Source organism: Limnothrix sp. CMB-01 (genome assembly GCF_055193175.1).
On the sequence record NZ_CM143720.1, the window covers coordinates 2,281,424 to 2,297,421 of the forward strand.

11 protein-coding genes and 2 pseudogenes are annotated in these 15,998 nt (G+C 56.9%); 11 read left to right on the plus strand and 2 right to left on the minus strand.

Annotated elements, in window-relative coordinates; genetic code table 11:
* The gene (locus ACZA91_RS09670; protein ID WP_463186352.1) at positions 1-297 is read left to right on the plus strand and encodes a hypothetical protein; all 297 of its coding nucleotides are present in this window, start codon (positions 1-3) and stop codon (positions 295-297) included.
* Between the two features lie 32 nt (positions 298-329).
* Positions 330-884: a Uma2 family endonuclease gene (locus tag ACZA91_RS09675; RefSeq protein WP_463186353.1), complete on the plus strand. Its 555-nt coding sequence runs from the start codon at positions 330-332 to the stop codon at positions 882-884.
* A gap of 90 nt (positions 885-974) precedes the next feature.
* Here ACZA91_RS09675 and ACZA91_RS09680 read toward each other — a convergent pair whose 3' ends face one another.
* On the minus strand, positions 975-2,336 hold the full coding sequence (locus ACZA91_RS09680; protein ID WP_099531597.1) for a lysophospholipid acyltransferase family protein: 1,362 nt from the start codon (positions 2,334-2,336) through the stop codon (positions 975-977).
* 37 nt (positions 2,337-2,373) lie between these two features.
* Positions 2,374-2,508, minus strand: a complete 135-nt coding sequence (locus tag ACZA91_RS09685; protein WP_463186356.1) for a hypothetical protein — start codon at positions 2,506-2,508, stop codon at positions 2,374-2,376.
* A gap of 43 nt (positions 2,509-2,551) precedes the next feature.
* Between ACZA91_RS09685 and ACZA91_RS09690 the strand changes: the two are divergent.
* From ACZA91_RS09690 to ACZA91_RS09730, 9 genes and pseudogenes are all read left to right on the plus strand, one after another.
* Positions 2,552-3,199, plus strand: a pseudogene (locus tag ACZA91_RS09690) (PDZ domain-containing protein); the annotation flags it as partial.
* A gap of 537 nt (positions 3,200-3,736) precedes the next feature.
* Positions 3,737-4,375, plus strand: a pseudogene (locus ACZA91_RS09695) (DUF512 domain-containing protein); the annotation flags it as partial.
* 346 nt (positions 4,376-4,721) lie between these two features.
* Positions 4,722-6,713 (plus strand): TolC family protein, encoded by a 1,992-nt coding sequence (locus ACZA91_RS09700; RefSeq protein ID WP_463186358.1) that lies wholly within the window; start codon positions 4,722-4,724, stop codon positions 6,711-6,713.
* A 407-nt stretch (positions 6,714-7,120) separates the two neighbouring features.
* The gene (locus tag ACZA91_RS09705) at positions 7,121-7,417 is read left to right on the plus strand and encodes a 2Fe-2S iron-sulfur cluster-binding protein (RefSeq protein WP_099531595.1); all 297 of its coding nucleotides are present in this window, start codon (positions 7,121-7,123) and stop codon (positions 7,415-7,417) included.
* Positions 7,418-7,858: 441 nt separating this feature from the next.
* Positions 7,859-10,060 carry a PhoX family protein gene (locus ACZA91_RS09710; RefSeq protein ID WP_463182127.1) on the plus strand — a complete coding sequence of 734 codons (2,202 nt, stop codon included), beginning with the start codon at positions 7,859-7,861 and terminating at the stop codon, positions 10,058-10,060.
* Between the two features lie 340 nt (positions 10,061-10,400).
* On the plus strand, positions 10,401-11,954 hold the full coding sequence (locus ACZA91_RS09715; protein ID WP_463182129.1) for an iron uptake porin: 1,554 nt from the start codon (positions 10,401-10,403) through the stop codon (positions 11,952-11,954).
* A 644-nt stretch (positions 11,955-12,598) separates the two neighbouring features.
* The gene (gene clpX, locus ACZA91_RS09720; RefSeq protein ID WP_463182130.1) at positions 12,599-13,969 is read left to right on the plus strand and encodes an ATP-dependent protease ATP-binding subunit ClpX; all 1,371 of its coding nucleotides are present in this window, start codon (positions 12,599-12,601) and stop codon (positions 13,967-13,969) included.
* Positions 13,970-14,112: 143 nt separating this feature from the next.
* The gene (locus ACZA91_RS09725) at positions 14,113-14,967 is read left to right on the plus strand and encodes an alpha/beta fold hydrolase (RefSeq protein ID WP_099531591.1); all 855 of its coding nucleotides are present in this window, start codon (positions 14,113-14,115) and stop codon (positions 14,965-14,967) included.
* Positions 14,968-15,158: 191 nt separating this feature from the next.
* Positions 15,159-15,947 (plus strand): glycoside hydrolase family protein, encoded by a 789-nt coding sequence (locus ACZA91_RS09730; protein WP_190526794.1) that lies wholly within the window; start codon positions 15,159-15,161, stop codon positions 15,945-15,947.
* Positions 15,948-15,998: the final 51 nt, after the last annotated feature.

Genomic DNA, 15,998 nt, shown 5'->3' on the forward strand with positions numbered 1-15,998 from the left:
ATGATCGGTGCGATCATTCTTTTAATGCTACTGAGGCGAGTTATTTCACCAAGATCTCCAGCCAAAAATCTGTTATCTGAAAAATCACAACTAATTCAGCAAGTACAAACTAGGGGTGAAGCAAGTGATAATTTAAAACGAAAGCTAATCTCGATGTTGGAAGGTGATGAACAAGCCGCAGAAAAATTGGTTGCAAAGAAGCGTTTTGGAAAAGAAGGAAGATATTCTGAGAATTATTACTGGTGGTTGGCTATCCAAGAGTTAGAGCATCAAAAAAGTTCCCGACCTCCACAATAGGGCTGTCCAACTCAGCGAAGTGAACTGATCCAATGCCAATTTTCTTCAGCCCCGAGGAATATCTCAACCTAGAAGCCAATAGCCCCATGCGCCATGAATATCGATCGGGCTTGGTATATGCCATGGCCGGTGGAAGTGATGTTCATGACTTGATCAGCCTAGCGCTGGTGAGCCTGCTGCGATCGCGCCTGAAGGGGCAAGGCTGCTTCGTCCACTCAGGCAACGTGAAAGTGGGGCGAAATCATGATTTTTTCTACTACCCTGATGTGTTCGTTACTTGCGATCCACGCGATCGGGACAATCGATATATGAAGTGCTATCCCTCATTGATTGCTGAAGTGCTATCCCCTTCCACGGAGCGGTTCGATCGGGGAGCTAAATTTGAAGACTATCAGCAACTAGAAACCCTAAAAACTTATCTTTTAATTGCCCAAGATCCAATGCAAGTGGAAGTGCGCCAGAAAAATTCATTCGGCATCTGGGAAACGGAGCAATTTGGCCCAGCCGATCGATTCCAAATAGTGGGCTGGAATTTGGAAATTGCGGTGCTGGACTTATACGAAGATGTGCAATTTCTTGGCATCTGAGGCCATTTTCGCCGTGATCGTCATTTCCGAACGCTTCCTGGCTCGTCGGACAGCGGCGAACCAGGAAAAGTCCGGTTGAAGGTGACCCGGCTAGGCGATTAGGTTTTTGAGGGATTGGTGAATTTCCTGGGTGACGGATTGCAGGGTGGCGCGGCGATTGGCTTTGTAGTCCGCTGCGCGATCGCTCACCCAAATCGGGTCAGCAACCCGTAACCAAACCGCTTGTTTGCCCAGTTGCGGGGGCTTGCTGGTGTCGTCTCCCTGAATCCAGGTGGTGACGCGCCACAAAATCAGTAGGGTTTCCGCAAACCGTTCGGCGGTGGGTTTTTCGCGCACATAGCGGCCCGTGACGGCGGTGAACCGTTCCACTAGGCGCATGTGTTGCATTCGGATGGTGGCTTCGGCGGCCACCCAGTTGGCCAAACCGCGCTCCACTGGGCAGCGCGATCGCCCATCATCGCAGTAGATCCGATCCCAGCCGGCCTGTTCCAACCGCCGGCAACGCTCTTCAACCGTGCCAGTGTTGGTTACGCCAAAATAGGCTTCTCCCACCCGTAATGCCGTATCCAAGAGATTTTTCAGCCGTTGGCCCATGCGTTCGTTGGGGTCGGGCAAGTCCACGATCGGGAGGGTTTGTTGATAGAAGGTTTGATAAAACTGTTCCACCAAGTCCAAAAGCCGATCGCCCAACAGGTATAACCGCAAGTAGCGACCTTCTTCGGGGCTGGTGGGGGCGGTGGTTTTCAGGGGATTCGTGAGGCCAAGGCTGGTTTCGATCGTGTCGATGAGCCGATCGATCTCGGCCCAAGGGGGCGAAAGGTAGGTGTATTGAATCCCGATCGGGACAATGGCCACCCGTTCCGATCGCCCGGCCGATCGCAAATCCTCCACCGTCCAAAAGGCCATTTGGGCCACGCCCGGCTCCAGGGGGCTAACCACTTCGCTGTGGCTGTTGGTTGCGCCTTCCGGGGCCGCCGCCAGCGGAAACCGCCCGTTCAGCAACAGATCGCGAGCCGTTTTTAGCCCGGGGCGATCGAGCTTGCCCCGCTGCATTGATGTGCCGCCCAAGTGGGAAAACATCCAGGCCACCGCATCCCCCGCCCAAAGGGGAATGCCCCGATCGTAGATAAAGTGCGTGTGCGGCCAATCCGGCAGCCGAATGCCCCGATCGCGCGCTGCCTGGGGCACTGCCTCCCACAGCAAGTGGGACATCACGAACGGGTCATTGGTGCTGGGATGCCGAAAAGCCAAAATAAAGCGGAGTTTGCCCGCCTGGAAGTCGCGAAACAGTTCCGCCAACGTTTCAGCATTTTCCGTATGGAGTTTTGCGATGCCCTGTTGGCGAATCAACCAAGGAAAGATCCAACGCGCCAACCGATGCACCCAAGGGGTGTAGTTGGGTGGAATGAATTCCAGAGTGGGCTGAATGCCGGAAGCGGATGCGGCGGGCATAGGGTTAATCAACAGTTGGTAGAGTGGTTACGAGCAATCAACGGCCACCAAAGCCGCCTTGGCCTTGCCCAGTGGGGTTCAAGGCTTGGGAATCAACAGCATAGGCCCGATCGCCCCAGCACAATCGCCATTGGGTGTCTGTATTTTGGCCGGTTGTGCCCAAGGAAAACACGATTGGTGACCGCCTGGCCAGTTGTCTATTCAGGAGCGTGGGGATGAGCGAAGCAGCGGTGCGACCGGCCAAAATTACGCGAGTGTTGCCTGGATCAATTGCCCAGGAGGTGGGGTTTGAAGTGGGCGATCGGTTGGTGGCCATCAATGGCCAAAAACCCCGAGATTTGATTGATTACAACTTCCTCTGTGCCGATGAGGTGTTGGAGTTGGAAGTGTTGGATCAGCACGATCGCACCCACCTGGTTGAAATTGAAAAGGACTATGACGACGAGTTGGGCTTGGAATTTGAGGCGGCCCTGTTTGATGGACTGATTCAGTGCAATAACCGCTGTCCCTTTTGTTTTATTGATCAGCAGCCACCCGGTAAACGCGCATCGCTTTATTACAAAGATGATGATTATCGGTTGAGTTTTCTCTATGGCTCCTATCTCACCCTCACCAATTTGACGCAGCGGGAATGGGATCGCATCGAGCGGCTGCGGTTGTCGCCTTTGTTTGTTTCGGTGCATTCCACGGAGCCAGAGGTGCGATCGCGCCTGCTGAAAAATCCTCGGGCGGGCGAGATCATGAACCAGTTAGCTTGGTTTCGCGATCGGCGCTTGCAAATCCATGCTCAAGTGGTGCTCTGTCCTGGCATTAATGATGGGGTGCATTTGGAGCGAACCATTCATGATTTGGCCGGCTTTTATGGATCGCCTGCGGGCCAAGCCGGGCCCAGTCGGCGGGCTATGCCGGCCCTGGCTGACCAAGCCGCGATCGGGGGTGGCTGGGCCATTTCCGAAAATGTGACGTTGTTGGCGGGGCGATCGCCTGGGGCCGATTTGGGGGCGATCGAATCTGAGCGCGATCGGGTGGCGGTGATCGATCGCCTCGACGGTTCAGAAGCGGCAGAGTCGGATCTGTCTGACCCAAATGTTGTTAATCCGAATGTTGTCGATCCAGATGTTTTCGATCCAAATGTGTTCGATCCGCGATCGCAGCCCATGGGCTTGACGGATTGGGATTCAGAGGAAGATCAGGCCGATGGGGATGATCAGTGGGATGGGGCCGATGGGTTCGATCGGGCCGCTTGGGATGATCAAGACCCCAACGAGCTAGACGATGATCTAGATGGCGACCAAGACGAAGTGGAACCCCATCGCCCAACGGTCACCTCCGTGGCGATCGTGCCAGCGGGGCTAACGCAATTCCGCCCGGCCGATGATGAGCTACAGCCCGTTACCCCCGCCAAAGCCTGCGAAGTTATTGCCCAGGTGCGATCGCTCCAACAAACCTTTCGCCAAACCCTCGGTTCCACCTTTGTTTGGTTAGCCGATGAGTGGTTTCTGATTGCGGGTCAGGATTTGCCGGAAATGGTCGAGTACGAAGATTTTCCGCAAATCGACAACGGCGTGGGTTCCATTCGGCTGTTTGTGGATCAGTTTGAGCGGGCCCTGGCGGCGAACCCGGTGCGTGAAACCCCCTTTCCCCGTTGCCTCACCTGGGTGGTGGGGAACACGGTGGAGCGGCCCTTCAGTGGTTTGGTGCGCCAGCTCAATCAAATTTCGGGGCTAACGGTGCAATTGGCGGCCCTAAATTCAGATTATTGGGGCCAAACCATGACCGTTACCGGCTTGCTGACGGGCCAGGATTTGGTGCAAAAGTTGGCGGGCCAAGATTTGGGGGATGCGTTGCTGCTGCCGTCGCTGATGTTGCGCCATGGTGAACAGCGCTTTTTGGACGATATGACGGTGCAGGAGGTGAGCGATCGGCTGCAAGTCCCGATCGTGATTGTCACCAGTGCTGAAGCGGTGATTGAACAAGCGGTGGCCGCCGCTTGGCCCCAAGCGATCGCCCCCCAAGCGCCCAGTGATTTGCTGGCGTAGGAGTTTGGGGACTCGGGGGAGCGAGCCGGCCGATTCTGTAGGCCAGCCGCTAGACTAACCAGTATGCTTTTTGAGGCACAACCTCGATTCGATCCTGGGTCGATTCTCAGTTTGATCTCAGTTCGATCGAGTATCCACTGCGCAAGGCCATCCAACCGACGCTGGCAACCCCCACAGGGAGTAATCAATCCCTGAACTTTCGGGCCCCGAACTTTCGGGAGTTGGCAGCGTCTGCTGGTGACGATGCGAGCAATAGGCGAGTAATTGAGTAATTTACGAACTTTGCACCAGTGGCAGCCGTCAAAACAGCCGGTTTTAGGCGTGAGGAGCGAAGCAAGTTTTGGTTATGAAGATTGCCCATCGAGCGATCGCCACGGGTTTAGGGGTTACCGTCGCGTTGTGTTGTCTGTGGGCGGATGCCGCCCGCGCCGAGTCGGTGGAAGTGGATGCGGCCGCCACCTTGGCTGAAGCTGATCATGTCATAGCCGACAAGTCCCCTACTTCGCCACCGGATTCAGCCGCCGCGACTGGTTCGGAATCTGCTGAATCCGCTGAATCGCCTCATTCGCCTGTTAATTCGCTGAATTTGCCGAAGCCAGCTAAACCGGCCAAGCCGGCTGTGGGTGTGGTGGCCACCGCAGTTCCGATCGCTGCCGAGCGTCATCAGGAGTCGATCGCCCAAGAATCAGCCAGCCAAGAGCAAGCCGGTCAAGAGCAAGCCGGTCAAGAGCAAGCGCTTGCAGCAGCCTCCCCCAGGGCCGACGCTTCCGAGTCGATCGGGGGAGACTCAGCTCCCGTGGCCCAGGCGAATGATAGTTCCAGTAATCCCGATCCGTTCGGAAATGTGCCCTCAGCGCCTGGTTCCTTGGGCGATCGGCCTGAAGGCAACACAGAAGCGGATGAGCTGGTGATCCAACGGCTGGAATCTGATCCAAACCCGCTGCAATTTCCCACCCTGCCGGAAGAAGTGCGGATCCTGCTGACCCAGCCGATTACCCTTGAGCAGGCCCTAGAAATTGGCCGTCGCAATAACCGAGACCTGCGCCAGGCCTACCTCAGCATCGAAAGCAGCCGGGCCCAACTGCGCCAGGCGATCGCCGCTAACTATCCCCAATTGCGGTTCTCCTCCTCCCTCACGGATTCGCTCACGGCCGGCAGTCGTTTGAATCTGTTGTTGCAAAACCGAACCGCTCGCCGTGTTGGCAACTTTGGGGGCCAGGTAGATATTGACACCCAAGATCAGTTCACCTGGAGCAGCGCTCTGGAACTGAGCTACAACATCTACACTTCGGGACTGCGGCCCGCGAACATTGCCGCCGCCCAAGCTCAGTTGCGAGCCACTGAGTTGTCCCTCGAAGCCACCTTTGAGGATTTGCGGCGCGACATCACCGATAGCTACTACCGGCTACAGCAGGAAAACGAGCAGCTCAAAATTGACCAATCGGCGGTCAAGTTTCGGGAGCAAAGCGTGAAGGATGCCCAAGCTTTGGAAAAGGCTGGGTTGGGAACGCGGTTTGAGGTGCTGCAAGCGGAAGTGGAATTGGCCAACGATCGCCAGTTGGTGGTGCAAACGCGCGATCGACAAACCCAGCGCCGCCGGGAACTGGCCCGGCTGTTGAGTTTGCCGGAGGCGATCGACATCCAAACCGCTGACCCGATCGCCAAGGCGGGTGAATGGACGCTGCCCCTCGAAGACAGCATCGTGCTGGCCTATCGCAACCGGGCAGAAATTGAACAGCAACTGGCCCAGCGAGAACTGAACAGCGCCCAACGGCGGGCCCGGTTGTCTCAGTTGGGGCCCCAGCTCAGTGCCTTTGCTCGCTATGAGTTGCTGGATGTGATTCAGCCCGATGACGACTTCAGCTTGGTCAGCGGCTATTCCACGGGCTTGCAGTTGCAATGGACGCTGTTTGATGGCGGCGCGGCGCGGGCCCAGGCGCGTCAGGAGTCGGTGGCGATCGAGCAGGCCGAAAACGGTGTGGGTCGGGCGCGCGATCGAATTCGGTTTGAAGTGGAAGTGGCCTACTCCAACCTGCAAGCCAACGCCGAAAACATTCAAACTTCCCTCAAGGCGATCGAGTCAGCCCAAGAGGAAGTGCGCTTGGCGCGGCTCCGGTTCCAGGCCGGCGTGGGCACACAGACCGATCGACTCAACGCAGAAACCCGCCTCACCCGGGCGCGGGGTAACGTGCTGATTGCGATTATTGGCTACAACCGCGCGTTGGCCGCCCTCAACCGTGCCGTCAGCAACCTGCCGCCGGGTACGATTCAACCGGTTCCGGAACCGATTCAACTGCCTGAACTGGTCGATGCACCGACGGGCCCTGCTACTCCGTAGGGGGCTTGGTCGGCCGGGATTGATCGAACTAGAATGGCCTGCTTTGAGCGGTCTTGCGTTTTGGGGGGCGATCGGGCCGAGGTCGGTTTTTTCGACTCTCTGCCACGATTGCTCCTGAGGCACTCGCATTAAACTGGGGTAGCTCAACAAACTGCAACATCTTGCAATGATCTTGCAATCTTTCACCGATTGCCTTTGCTTTCATTGCGCTTGTTGCATCTGTTGCTGCATCTGTTGTGTCCCTTGCTTGCAGCACTGCACCTGTGTTTGGGCAAAGCAGTGGCATCGGTCGTGGTTTTTATCCCTTCTCGATCGCCCTGCCCACCACACGAGTTCCCAGTTTTCAGCAAAGACCCACAATTCCCCCTGAGCTACGCCCTGTCAGCGAGTCCCTTTCCCAACACCCTATGGGCACTATTCACTTCGTTAACGAAAACAAGGACGTAATCGCCGCCACCGGTTCCAACCTGCGAATCAAGGCGATCGAGAACGGCATTGATATCTATAAGCTGTACGGCAAAATGATGAACTGCGGTGGCTATGGCCAATGTGCCACCTGCGTTGTCGAAATTGTGGAAGGGATAGAAAATTTGTCCGATCGGACGGATTTTGAAAATCGCACCCTTCGCAAGAAGCCCGACAATTACCGTTTGGCTTGCCAGGTGTTGGTGAATGGCCCCGTGAGCGTGCGTACTAAGCCCTAGTATTAATGCCAGTGCTTTTGTAATTTCTAGGCTGAACAGAACTCTAGAACTCGACAATTACCGAAGGTGACAGCGCTTTGTTGTGTTGTTCCTTCGGTTTTTGCGTTGGGAATGGTTGATTGTTCCAACGCAACGGCCCATCTGCCCTGAAACAGTGGCACTCGCAACGGATTCTGTTGTGCAATTGCAATTGAGTAGATTAATCAGGCATGTAGATTGTTTCGGGGGCTAATGATAGGGGGGGAATTGTCATCCTTCTCGCCGTAAGCGGACAAGCATTCCCGAGTCTCCCGATTTGGGTTTTCTGCTTCATAGCACGCGCCTTCCGAGACTTGCTTTTCGGGTCTTACGGTCACTCCACAGACTGACACCGCTAGCCCAGCGGCCAACTACATTCTAACAAGTCCTAAAGGGCGGGGTTTCAGACTCCGTTTTCAAACGATGAAGCGGCGGAATTTTCTGGGGTTGTTGGGCCTGGGTGCTGGTTCTGCGGTGGCCCTGGACTGGCAAAAAGTTTGGGCAAATCCGGGAACTGCAAGTGCATTGCGCCAGGCGATCGCTGCGAAGTTTCAGCCCATTCCCTTTGCAATTCCTTTGGATTTTGAAGGAGCCTCGATCGCGGAGCAAATTGCCAGCCACCGCACGTTTACGGTGCAGGATAATTTGGTGCTGCCTGAGGGATTTACCTATGACCTGTTGGCGGTTTGGGGCGATCGCCTTGGAAACGGCCATGTGGGCTACAACAACGACTACCTGGGATTCGTGGCCACCGATCCCGATCGGGGAGATTTGGTGGTCAATTTTGAATATGTTTGCGCCAAGCCTTGGTTAGAGGCCTACGAAACGGTGATGGGGCGATCGCTCCCGATCGAGCCGGTGACCCGTGCCCTAGCCCATGCCGGTGGTCAAGGCCTGGATTGGGGGCGACTGGCCCCCGCAGATCCCCTCCGCGAGGCCCTGCGGCAAATTGCCACCGCCGCCCTGGAAGACTTAGGGATCGGGGTCATCAGTATTCAGCGCGATCGCACCGGGCGCTGGCGGCGGCAACCGTCCCGCCGAGAACGGCGAGTGACAGGCCTTTCGGGACTAACTGACGGGCACTACCTGCAAGCCACGGGCCCCGCCACGGCCATTTTCCGAAAGGCCACCATGCGGGGCTACAACGACCAACTGGGCGATCGAATCATTGGCACTTTTGCCAACTGTGCGGGTGGCACTTCTCCTTGGGGAACGGTTTTCAGCGCCGAAGAAAACTTTCAAGACGTGGTGGTGGAGCCAGTTCACGCGGATGGCAGTTCCTTTGCCCCTGAAACACTCCGATTCAAGATGGACACCGACGACTTCATGGGCTGTGGCAGCCTGTTGGGTCTGGCGGGCAATAAATATGGCTGGATGGTGGAAATTGACCCCAAAAAACCTCAGGACTACGGAACCAAACACACCTGGCTGGGACGGTTTCGCCACGAAGCGGTGGCCCTGCGAGTTGTCCCCGATCGCCCCTTAGCAATCTATTCCGGGTGCGATCGACGGGGTGGCCACATCTACAAATTCGTGAGCCAGGGCCGGGTGCGCAACCCCCAAGACAAACGCAACTCCCAACTGCTTCAGGAAGGAATGCTTTACGCGGCCCAGTTTGATCCCGACGGGACAGGGCGTTGGATCCCCTTAGCCCCGGATACGCCAGTGGATCCGGTTTTGCCCAGCCATTGCGTCGGGGGAATGGTCACCTTGCCCCAGCGGCCGGCGGGTGGCATTACCTGGGTGCGAGATGATGCGGTGGCCCTAGCCTTCAAGGCGAAATTTGCCACCCTCGGAGACCTATATGAAGGCACACCCGCAGAACGCCAAGGCGCAATTTTAATTGATGCCCACTTTGCAGCCAATGCAGCCGGAGCCACTTGCACGGCTCGGCCGGAGGATACGGAATTGGCGGCCGATGGCTCGGTGCTAATTGCCTTCACCTCCGGTTCCACCAACAGTCTGGACGGTGGCCCCGATCGCCGCGTCTTTGTGGGGCCCCAAGGGGAAGGAGCCTATGAGTATGGCTGGGTTGCTCGCCTGGTGGAAACTGATCAGGATCCGGCGGCCCTCACCTTCCGCTGGCAGTTGATCGCCACAGGTGGGGAACCGGCGGCCGGAGGTTTGGGGTTTGCCAATCCCGATAATTTGGCCTTTGACCCGGGGGGCGATCTCTGGATGGTGACGGACATGAGCGGCGATAAACAAAATCGTCCGGTTCCTGCCAATCGCCGCGACTCCCAAGGCCAGCCCCTGAGCCAATCGAATCTCAGGGCTATCTATGGCAACAATTCCCTTTGGTGGTTGCCAACGCGCGGGCCAGCGGCCGGTTTGGCAATTCCCTTTGCCTATGGGCCTATGGAAACGGAACTAACGGGGCCTTGCTTTTTGCCCGATCGCGCCACCCTACTGATTTCGGTGCAACACCCTGGCGAATTTGGCGGTACTCGTCGCCAGGATGCCACTCAAGTGGTGGAACTGGCGGTGATGGCCACCGATGGTACGCCTTTTATGCAGCGGCGCACTGTTCCGATCGGCTCCAATTGGCCGGAGGGTCATCGCAACCGACCGCCCAGACCGGGAATTGTGGCCATTCGCCGCGAAGATTTACAGCCCTTTTGCTAGTTGCACCCAATTTTGGGGGGTAGCTCTCCGGTTCGCTTGGATCCAAAAGATGCCAAAAACTTGAGATGCCATCAAATTTGACTGGATTTGATCGAACTTGATCGAATCCTCCTGATCTTCCCGATCGCTCGTGAAATCAGGGGTTTCAGACCCTCCTTAACCGTAATTTTCGAGAATCTTTTCCAAGACTCGGTTCCGCCTCTTGTCGGTTCGATCTATAATCGCCACAGGAAGTGTACTGACTCAGTAACACTTTCACTGGTATCGGTGTGAGGAAACGCGAATGAAACTGTTCTGGAATGCACTGCGCCTGAGCCCGGCTGCTGCTGGCCTCTCGCTGTTGCTCGCTCAAGGCGCTTTTGCCGGTGAAGCAACGACCCAAACCAATATTGACGCTAGCCCTTCGGCGATCGAGCTTGGCCTGCAAGACGATCTCGCCAGCATGGACCAAGTGACCTCCGTGTCGCAATTGTCCGACGTGCAACCCACTGACTGGGCTTTCCAAGCGCTGCAATCGCTGGTTGAGCGCTATGGTTGCATCGCCGGTTATCCGGACGGCACCTTCAAGGGCAACCGCCCCTTGAGCCGCTACGAGTTTGCCGCCGGTTTGAACGCTTGCCTCGATCGGATCAACGACCTGATCAAGGCTGCTACCGATCCCCTGGCCACCAAGGAAGATCTGCGCAAGCTGCAGAAGCTGCAAGAAGAATTCGCGGCTGAATTGGCTGCCCTGCGCGGTCGCGTGGATGCTCTCGAAGCCCGCACCTCCGAGCTGGAAGCTAACCAATTCTCCACCACCACCAAGCTGACCGGTGAAGTGGTGATGGCCGTGGCTGCTGGCCTGTCGGATATTGTTGGTGATGACGACAACGACGAAGCAGACAACGCCACCTTCTCGCACCGCGTGCGCTTGAACTTCAACACCAGCTTCACTGGTAAGGACTTGCTGCGCACCCGTCTGCAAGTGGGTAACGTGCCTCGTTACTACAGCAGCGAGACCAACATGGCTCGTTTGGCTTGGGAATCGAACACCAGCAACAACTTCATCCTGGATGAGTTGTACTACCGCTTCCCCCTGAACAGCGCCAACACCTGGCGCGCCTTCGTGGGTACGACCGGTCTGGACATCGACGATATCCACTACACCGCCAACCCCCTGTTGGAATCCTCGGCTGATGGCGCTCTGTCGCGCTTCGGTCGCTACAACCCCTTGTTCCGCCAGCCCCAAGGCGCTGGTATCGGTGTGAACTACAAGGGCGAACGTTTCCGCTTTGCCGCCAGCTACCTGGCCAGCGAAGCCAACGATCCCCAAACCGGTGCTGGTTTGTTCGACGGTAGCTACAGCGCTGCTGCGAGCTTGTACTACTCCCCCAGCAAGACTTGGGATATCGGTCTGCTGTATGCCTACGCTTACCACAGCACCGATGCTCGCACCCGTCCGAGCTTGACCGGTGGTACCGGTAGCTTCCTGGGCGACAACCCCTTCCGCGACCCCACCACCGCTCACAACGTGGGCGTGCAAACCACCGCGAAGCTGAGCAAGAACTTCGTGCTGAGCGGCTGGGCCGGCTGGACGTTTGCTAACGCTGAAGACAACGGCGATGGCAACGCTGACCTGTTCAACTGGGCTTTGACCTTCGCGTTCCCCGACCTGTTCAAGGAAGGCAGCGTGGGCGCTCTGATTGTGGGTCAACAGCCTAACCTGTACAACGCCGACAACACTGTCGGTGGCGAAGATGATGACAATTCCTGGCACATCGAAGCTCTGTACAAGTTTGCGGTTAACGACAACATCTCGATCACTCCTGGCGTGATTGTGGTGACCGATCCCAACAACGACAACGACAACGACACTGCTGTGTTGGGCGTGTTGCGGACTGTCTTCAAGTTCTAAGTTGCAACCCCACTGCCGCGTTGAAATGACGGTGTAGTGGCCAATCAAGCTGGGCAGCAATCTCCGATTGGCTAGCCCAGCTTGTTCGAGGGCAACTTTAGAAACAGTGCTTGGCTGAACCCGTTTGTGGGAGCCAGCACAATCCAAATGAAGCCATTTTCAAAAGAGTAAGTGTTACCCATGCACTTGCTCTTTTGTTTTGGTTGCTTTTCTGGGTGGGGGCGCTTGTGTGGTGCTTCCATTGACGATCGGGATTATGGGGGTGGGGGCGATCGGGATCCTGAAAACTTCAGGGCAGCGCGATCGTTCGGCGTGCCTTTGCCAGGTTTTCAACGGCTTGCGGAGTGCTTGAGGCATAATGGAAAAAGGTATCCTCTGGTTAGATGTTTGCTCTCGCATTGTGACCATTAGGGTGACCACGCGCCCAAAGCCAGCGCTTGGCCAGCGGAAATGTTCGTGCGATCGCCCCTGAGGCGGAACTCAGGTTCTGTCAAGGGTTCCACCGGTTTACGGGTGGAGCCAGGGACTTTGCAAATCTGCCATCAGCCAGATCTTGATTCACTACCAGCGCAGCACCCCTTTGCCATGAGCCAATGCCATGGGCAAATGCGGTAACGAGTGCGCGACTTCGAGGGGCAACCTGTATGTCGAAATTTGACTCCCATCTCAAGTGTTCGTTTTGTGGCAAGTCCCAAGAGCAAGTCCGCAAGCTTATTGCTGGGCCGGGAGTCTATATCTGCGATGAGTGCGTAGATCTGTGCAATGAGATTTTGGACGAAGAACTCTTCAACGGTGGCACGGCAACCCAAGCGCCGCCTCGTCCTGAACCGGCTGAGCGGACGCGCACCCGCACTCCCCGCACTACACCCCATCGGGTGCTGAAGCCCCGGGAAATCAAGAAATACCTCGATGACCATGTTATTGGCCAAGACGAAGCCAAAAAAGTCTTGTCAGTGGCGGTTTATAACCACTACAAACGGTTAGCCTGCTTGCAGGAAGCCGAAAATGGTCAGGGATCCGCAGCAAGCCCCAGTAATCCTAGTGCGCCCGCTTTGGATGATGGGGTGGAACTCCAAAAGTCCAATATTTTGCTGATGGGTCCCACGGGGTGTGGCAAGACGCTGCTGGCTCAGACCTTAGCCAAAATTTTGGATGTGCCCTTTGCAGTGGCCGATGCCACAACCCTGACGGAGGCGGGCTACGTTGGGGAAGATGTGGAAAATATTCTGCTGCGTCTGTTGCAGGTGGCGGATTTTGACGTGGAGGAAGCCCAGCGCGGCATTATCTACATTGACGAAATTGATAAGGTGGCCCGCAAGAGCGAAAACCCCTCCATTACGCGCGACGTATCTGGGGAGGGGGTGCAACAGGCCCTGCTGAAAATGTTGGAAGGGACGGTGGCGAATGTGCCGCCTCAGGGGGGCCGTAAGCATCCTTACCAGGACTGCATCCAAATCGACACCAGCAATATTTTGTTCATTTGCGGTGGGGCGTTTGTTGGTTTGGAGAAGGTGGTGGAGCAGCGCACGGGCAAGAAGTCGATGGGCTTTGTGCGAGCGGGCGAAACCCAATCCCGGGAGCAACGCACGGCGGATACCTTGCGCCACCTGGAACCGGAAGATCTGGTGAAGTTCGGGATGATTCCAGAGTTTATTGGGCGGGTGCCGGTGCTGGCGGTGGTGGAGCCGTTGGATGAGGAGGCGCTGATTGCGATCCTGACGCAGCCGCGTAATGCGCTGGTGAAGCAATATCAAAAGCTGCTGCGGATGGATAATGTGCAATTGACGTTTGAGCCGGATGCGGTGCGGGCGATCGCCCAGGAGGCCTATCGACGGCGAACGGGGGCGAGGGCCCTGCGCAGCATTGTGGAAGAGCTGATGCTGGATGTGATGTATGAAGTGCCGTCGCGGAAGGATTTGACCCGCTGTCTGATTACGCGGCATATGGTGGAGCATCGATCGACTGCGGAGTTGTTGTTGCACCCGTCGTCGCTGCCGAAGCCGGAGTCTGCCTAGCCTGCCTAGGACTGGAACTAGCTCAGCTCATTGGGCTAATGGCTCGATCGAGCCTGATGTTTGGGGCTTGGCACCCGATCTCGAAGTTTGATCTTGTGATCTACTAACCTTTTTGCATTAACCTTCTTTGCTGCTCTGCAACCATGGCCTATGTGGAGGTGCGCGGAACAGCGCATTATTACGAGTGGATCCGACAGGGGGGCGCAACGACCCCAACTGGTCGGCCCATTATGGTGTTTTTGCATGGCTGGGGCGGCTCCGGGCGCTATTGGCGATCGACTGCGGCGGCCCTGAGCGATCGCTTCGATGCGCTGATTTATGACCTGCGGGGATTTGGTCGATCGCGCTTACCCCAAGACCACCCCCCGGCCGATTCTCCTGACTACTGGTTGGAAGCCTATGGGGAAGATTTGATCGCGCTGCTCGATCGCCTGGGCATCACGGAGCCGGTGTATCTCAATGCCCACTCAATGGGGGCTTCGGTGGCCGTGTTGCTGATGCGGCAATCGCCCGATCGGATTCGGCAAGCCATCCTGACCTGTAGCGGCATTTTTGAATATGACGCGGCGGCCTTTGCGGCCTTTTACCGGTTTGGGGGCTATGTGGTGCAATTTCGCCCCCCTTGGCTGTCTCGCTTACCCCTAGCGCCACAACTGTTCATGGCGCGATTTTTGCACCGCTCCATTCCGATCTCGGAGCAGCGTGCTTTCCTGGAGGACTTTACTCAGGCCGATCGCGCGGCGGCCCTGGGCACGATCTTCACCTCCGTTAGCCTGCGAGCCGTGGAAGAGATGCCCGCTGCCTTTGCGGCCTTGCCTGTGCCGACCCTGTTGGTGGCGGGACAGTTTGATCAAATTATTCCGCCGCGTTTGGGACAGCAGGCCGCTGCACTCAACCCTCGCATTACCTACCGCGAGCTGACAGCCACGGGGCATTTTCCAATGCTGGAGGATCCGGAAACTTACCTAGCCACAGTGCGCCAATTCCTGCATGGATGAAGCTGAGGTGGACAAGGGTGTTGTGGGGTGATTCCCCTCAGCCTGCTGGAAGATCGGGCTTTAGAATGTGCCTGAGGGGAGCGGTGGACTCAGGTATCGATCAAAACCAGACCGTTCGTCGATTCAGGCTCAGTTTCCCGATCGCCCAATTTTGCCCCCTTGCCTCCGGTGCTCTATCCGGCTTCTGGCCCATGCTTGACCATGCCAACAGTTCGCCTACCGAGTTGCCACCCAAGTTGCCCGCACCCTCACCAGCAGAGGGATCGACGACCTTTTGGGGATCTTTGGTCAACGGGGCGATCGCGGCGGGCAGTGCCATTACCCTGTTGTGGTTGGGCTTGAACCTGTCGGAGTTGTCGCCATCGGGGGCAAATTATTTGGGCCCAGCCTTGAAGCTGAGCGAAGGCGTGGCCATTCCACCTCTGGCCATGCAAGGCGGAGACCCTTACCTGCGGGCCTTGATGCGGACAATTTCCGTGAGCGAGGCGAATGGCCGTGATCCTTACGCAATGCTTTACGGCGGCCGACGGGTTCGGAACCTGAGCCAGCATCCCCAGGAATGCGTGACGATTTTGCTGGGGCCCAATATGGGCAATTGCTCCACGGCGGCGGGTCGCTATCAAATGCTCGATCGCACCTGGTTTGAAAAGGCGAAGGCCTATCACCCCGATCGCCACAGTTGGGGCGTTTTGGGCCGCTACAGTTTCGAGCCGGTTTATCAGGATTGGGTAGTCTATCGCTGGCTGAACGATCGGGCTGCTTGGGGGATCGATTTGCGTCAGGCCTTGCGCCAGGGCCAGCTCGATCGAGTGTTGCGCCGTTTGTCCGGGACTTGGACTAGTTTGGGCTACGGCATTGAAACCAACCGCATGACCCGTTTGCTGCCCAGTGCCTATCGTCAAATTTTGCGAGAAGAGTTGAAACGAACTCAGGGGCCCGCCCAACGCCCAGCCCAGTCCAGCCCTGCACCAACGCCCTAGCCAGATATGGCGTTCGATCGCGCCTCGTCACTGGGCCAGGGTTGTTGGGGC

Bases quoted from the DNA above. Each gene is read 5' to 3' on its own strand.
- ACZA91_RS09670 (WP_463186352.1), top strand. From the start codon at position 1: ATGATCGGTGCGATCATTCTTTTAATGCTACTGAGGCGAGTTATTTCA.
- ACZA91_RS09675 (WP_463186353.1), top strand. From the start codon at position 330: ATGCCAATTTTCTTCAGCCCCGAGGAATATCTCAACCTAGAAGCCAAT.
- ACZA91_RS09680 (WP_099531597.1), bottom strand. From the start codon at position 2,336: ATGCCCGCCGCATCCGCTTCCGGCATTCAGCCCACTCTGGAATTCATT.
- ACZA91_RS09700 (WP_463186358.1), top strand. From the start codon at position 4,722: ATGAAGATTGCCCATCGAGCGATCGCCACGGGTTTAGGGGTTACCGTC.
- ACZA91_RS09705 (WP_099531595.1), top strand. From the start codon at position 7,121: ATGGGCACTATTCACTTCGTTAACGAAAACAAGGACGTAATCGCCGCC.
- ACZA91_RS09710 (WP_463182127.1), top strand. From the start codon at position 7,859: ATGAAGCGGCGGAATTTTCTGGGGTTGTTGGGCCTGGGTGCTGGTTCT.
- clpX (WP_463182130.1), top strand. From the start codon at position 12,599: ATGTCGAAATTTGACTCCCATCTCAAGTGTTCGTTTTGTGGCAAGTCC.
- ACZA91_RS09725 (WP_099531591.1), top strand. From the start codon at position 14,113: ATGGCCTATGTGGAGGTGCGCGGAACAGCGCATTATTACGAGTGGATC.
- ACZA91_RS09730 (WP_190526794.1), top strand. From the start codon at position 15,159: ATGCTTGACCATGCCAACAGTTCGCCTACCGAGTTGCCACCCAAGTTG.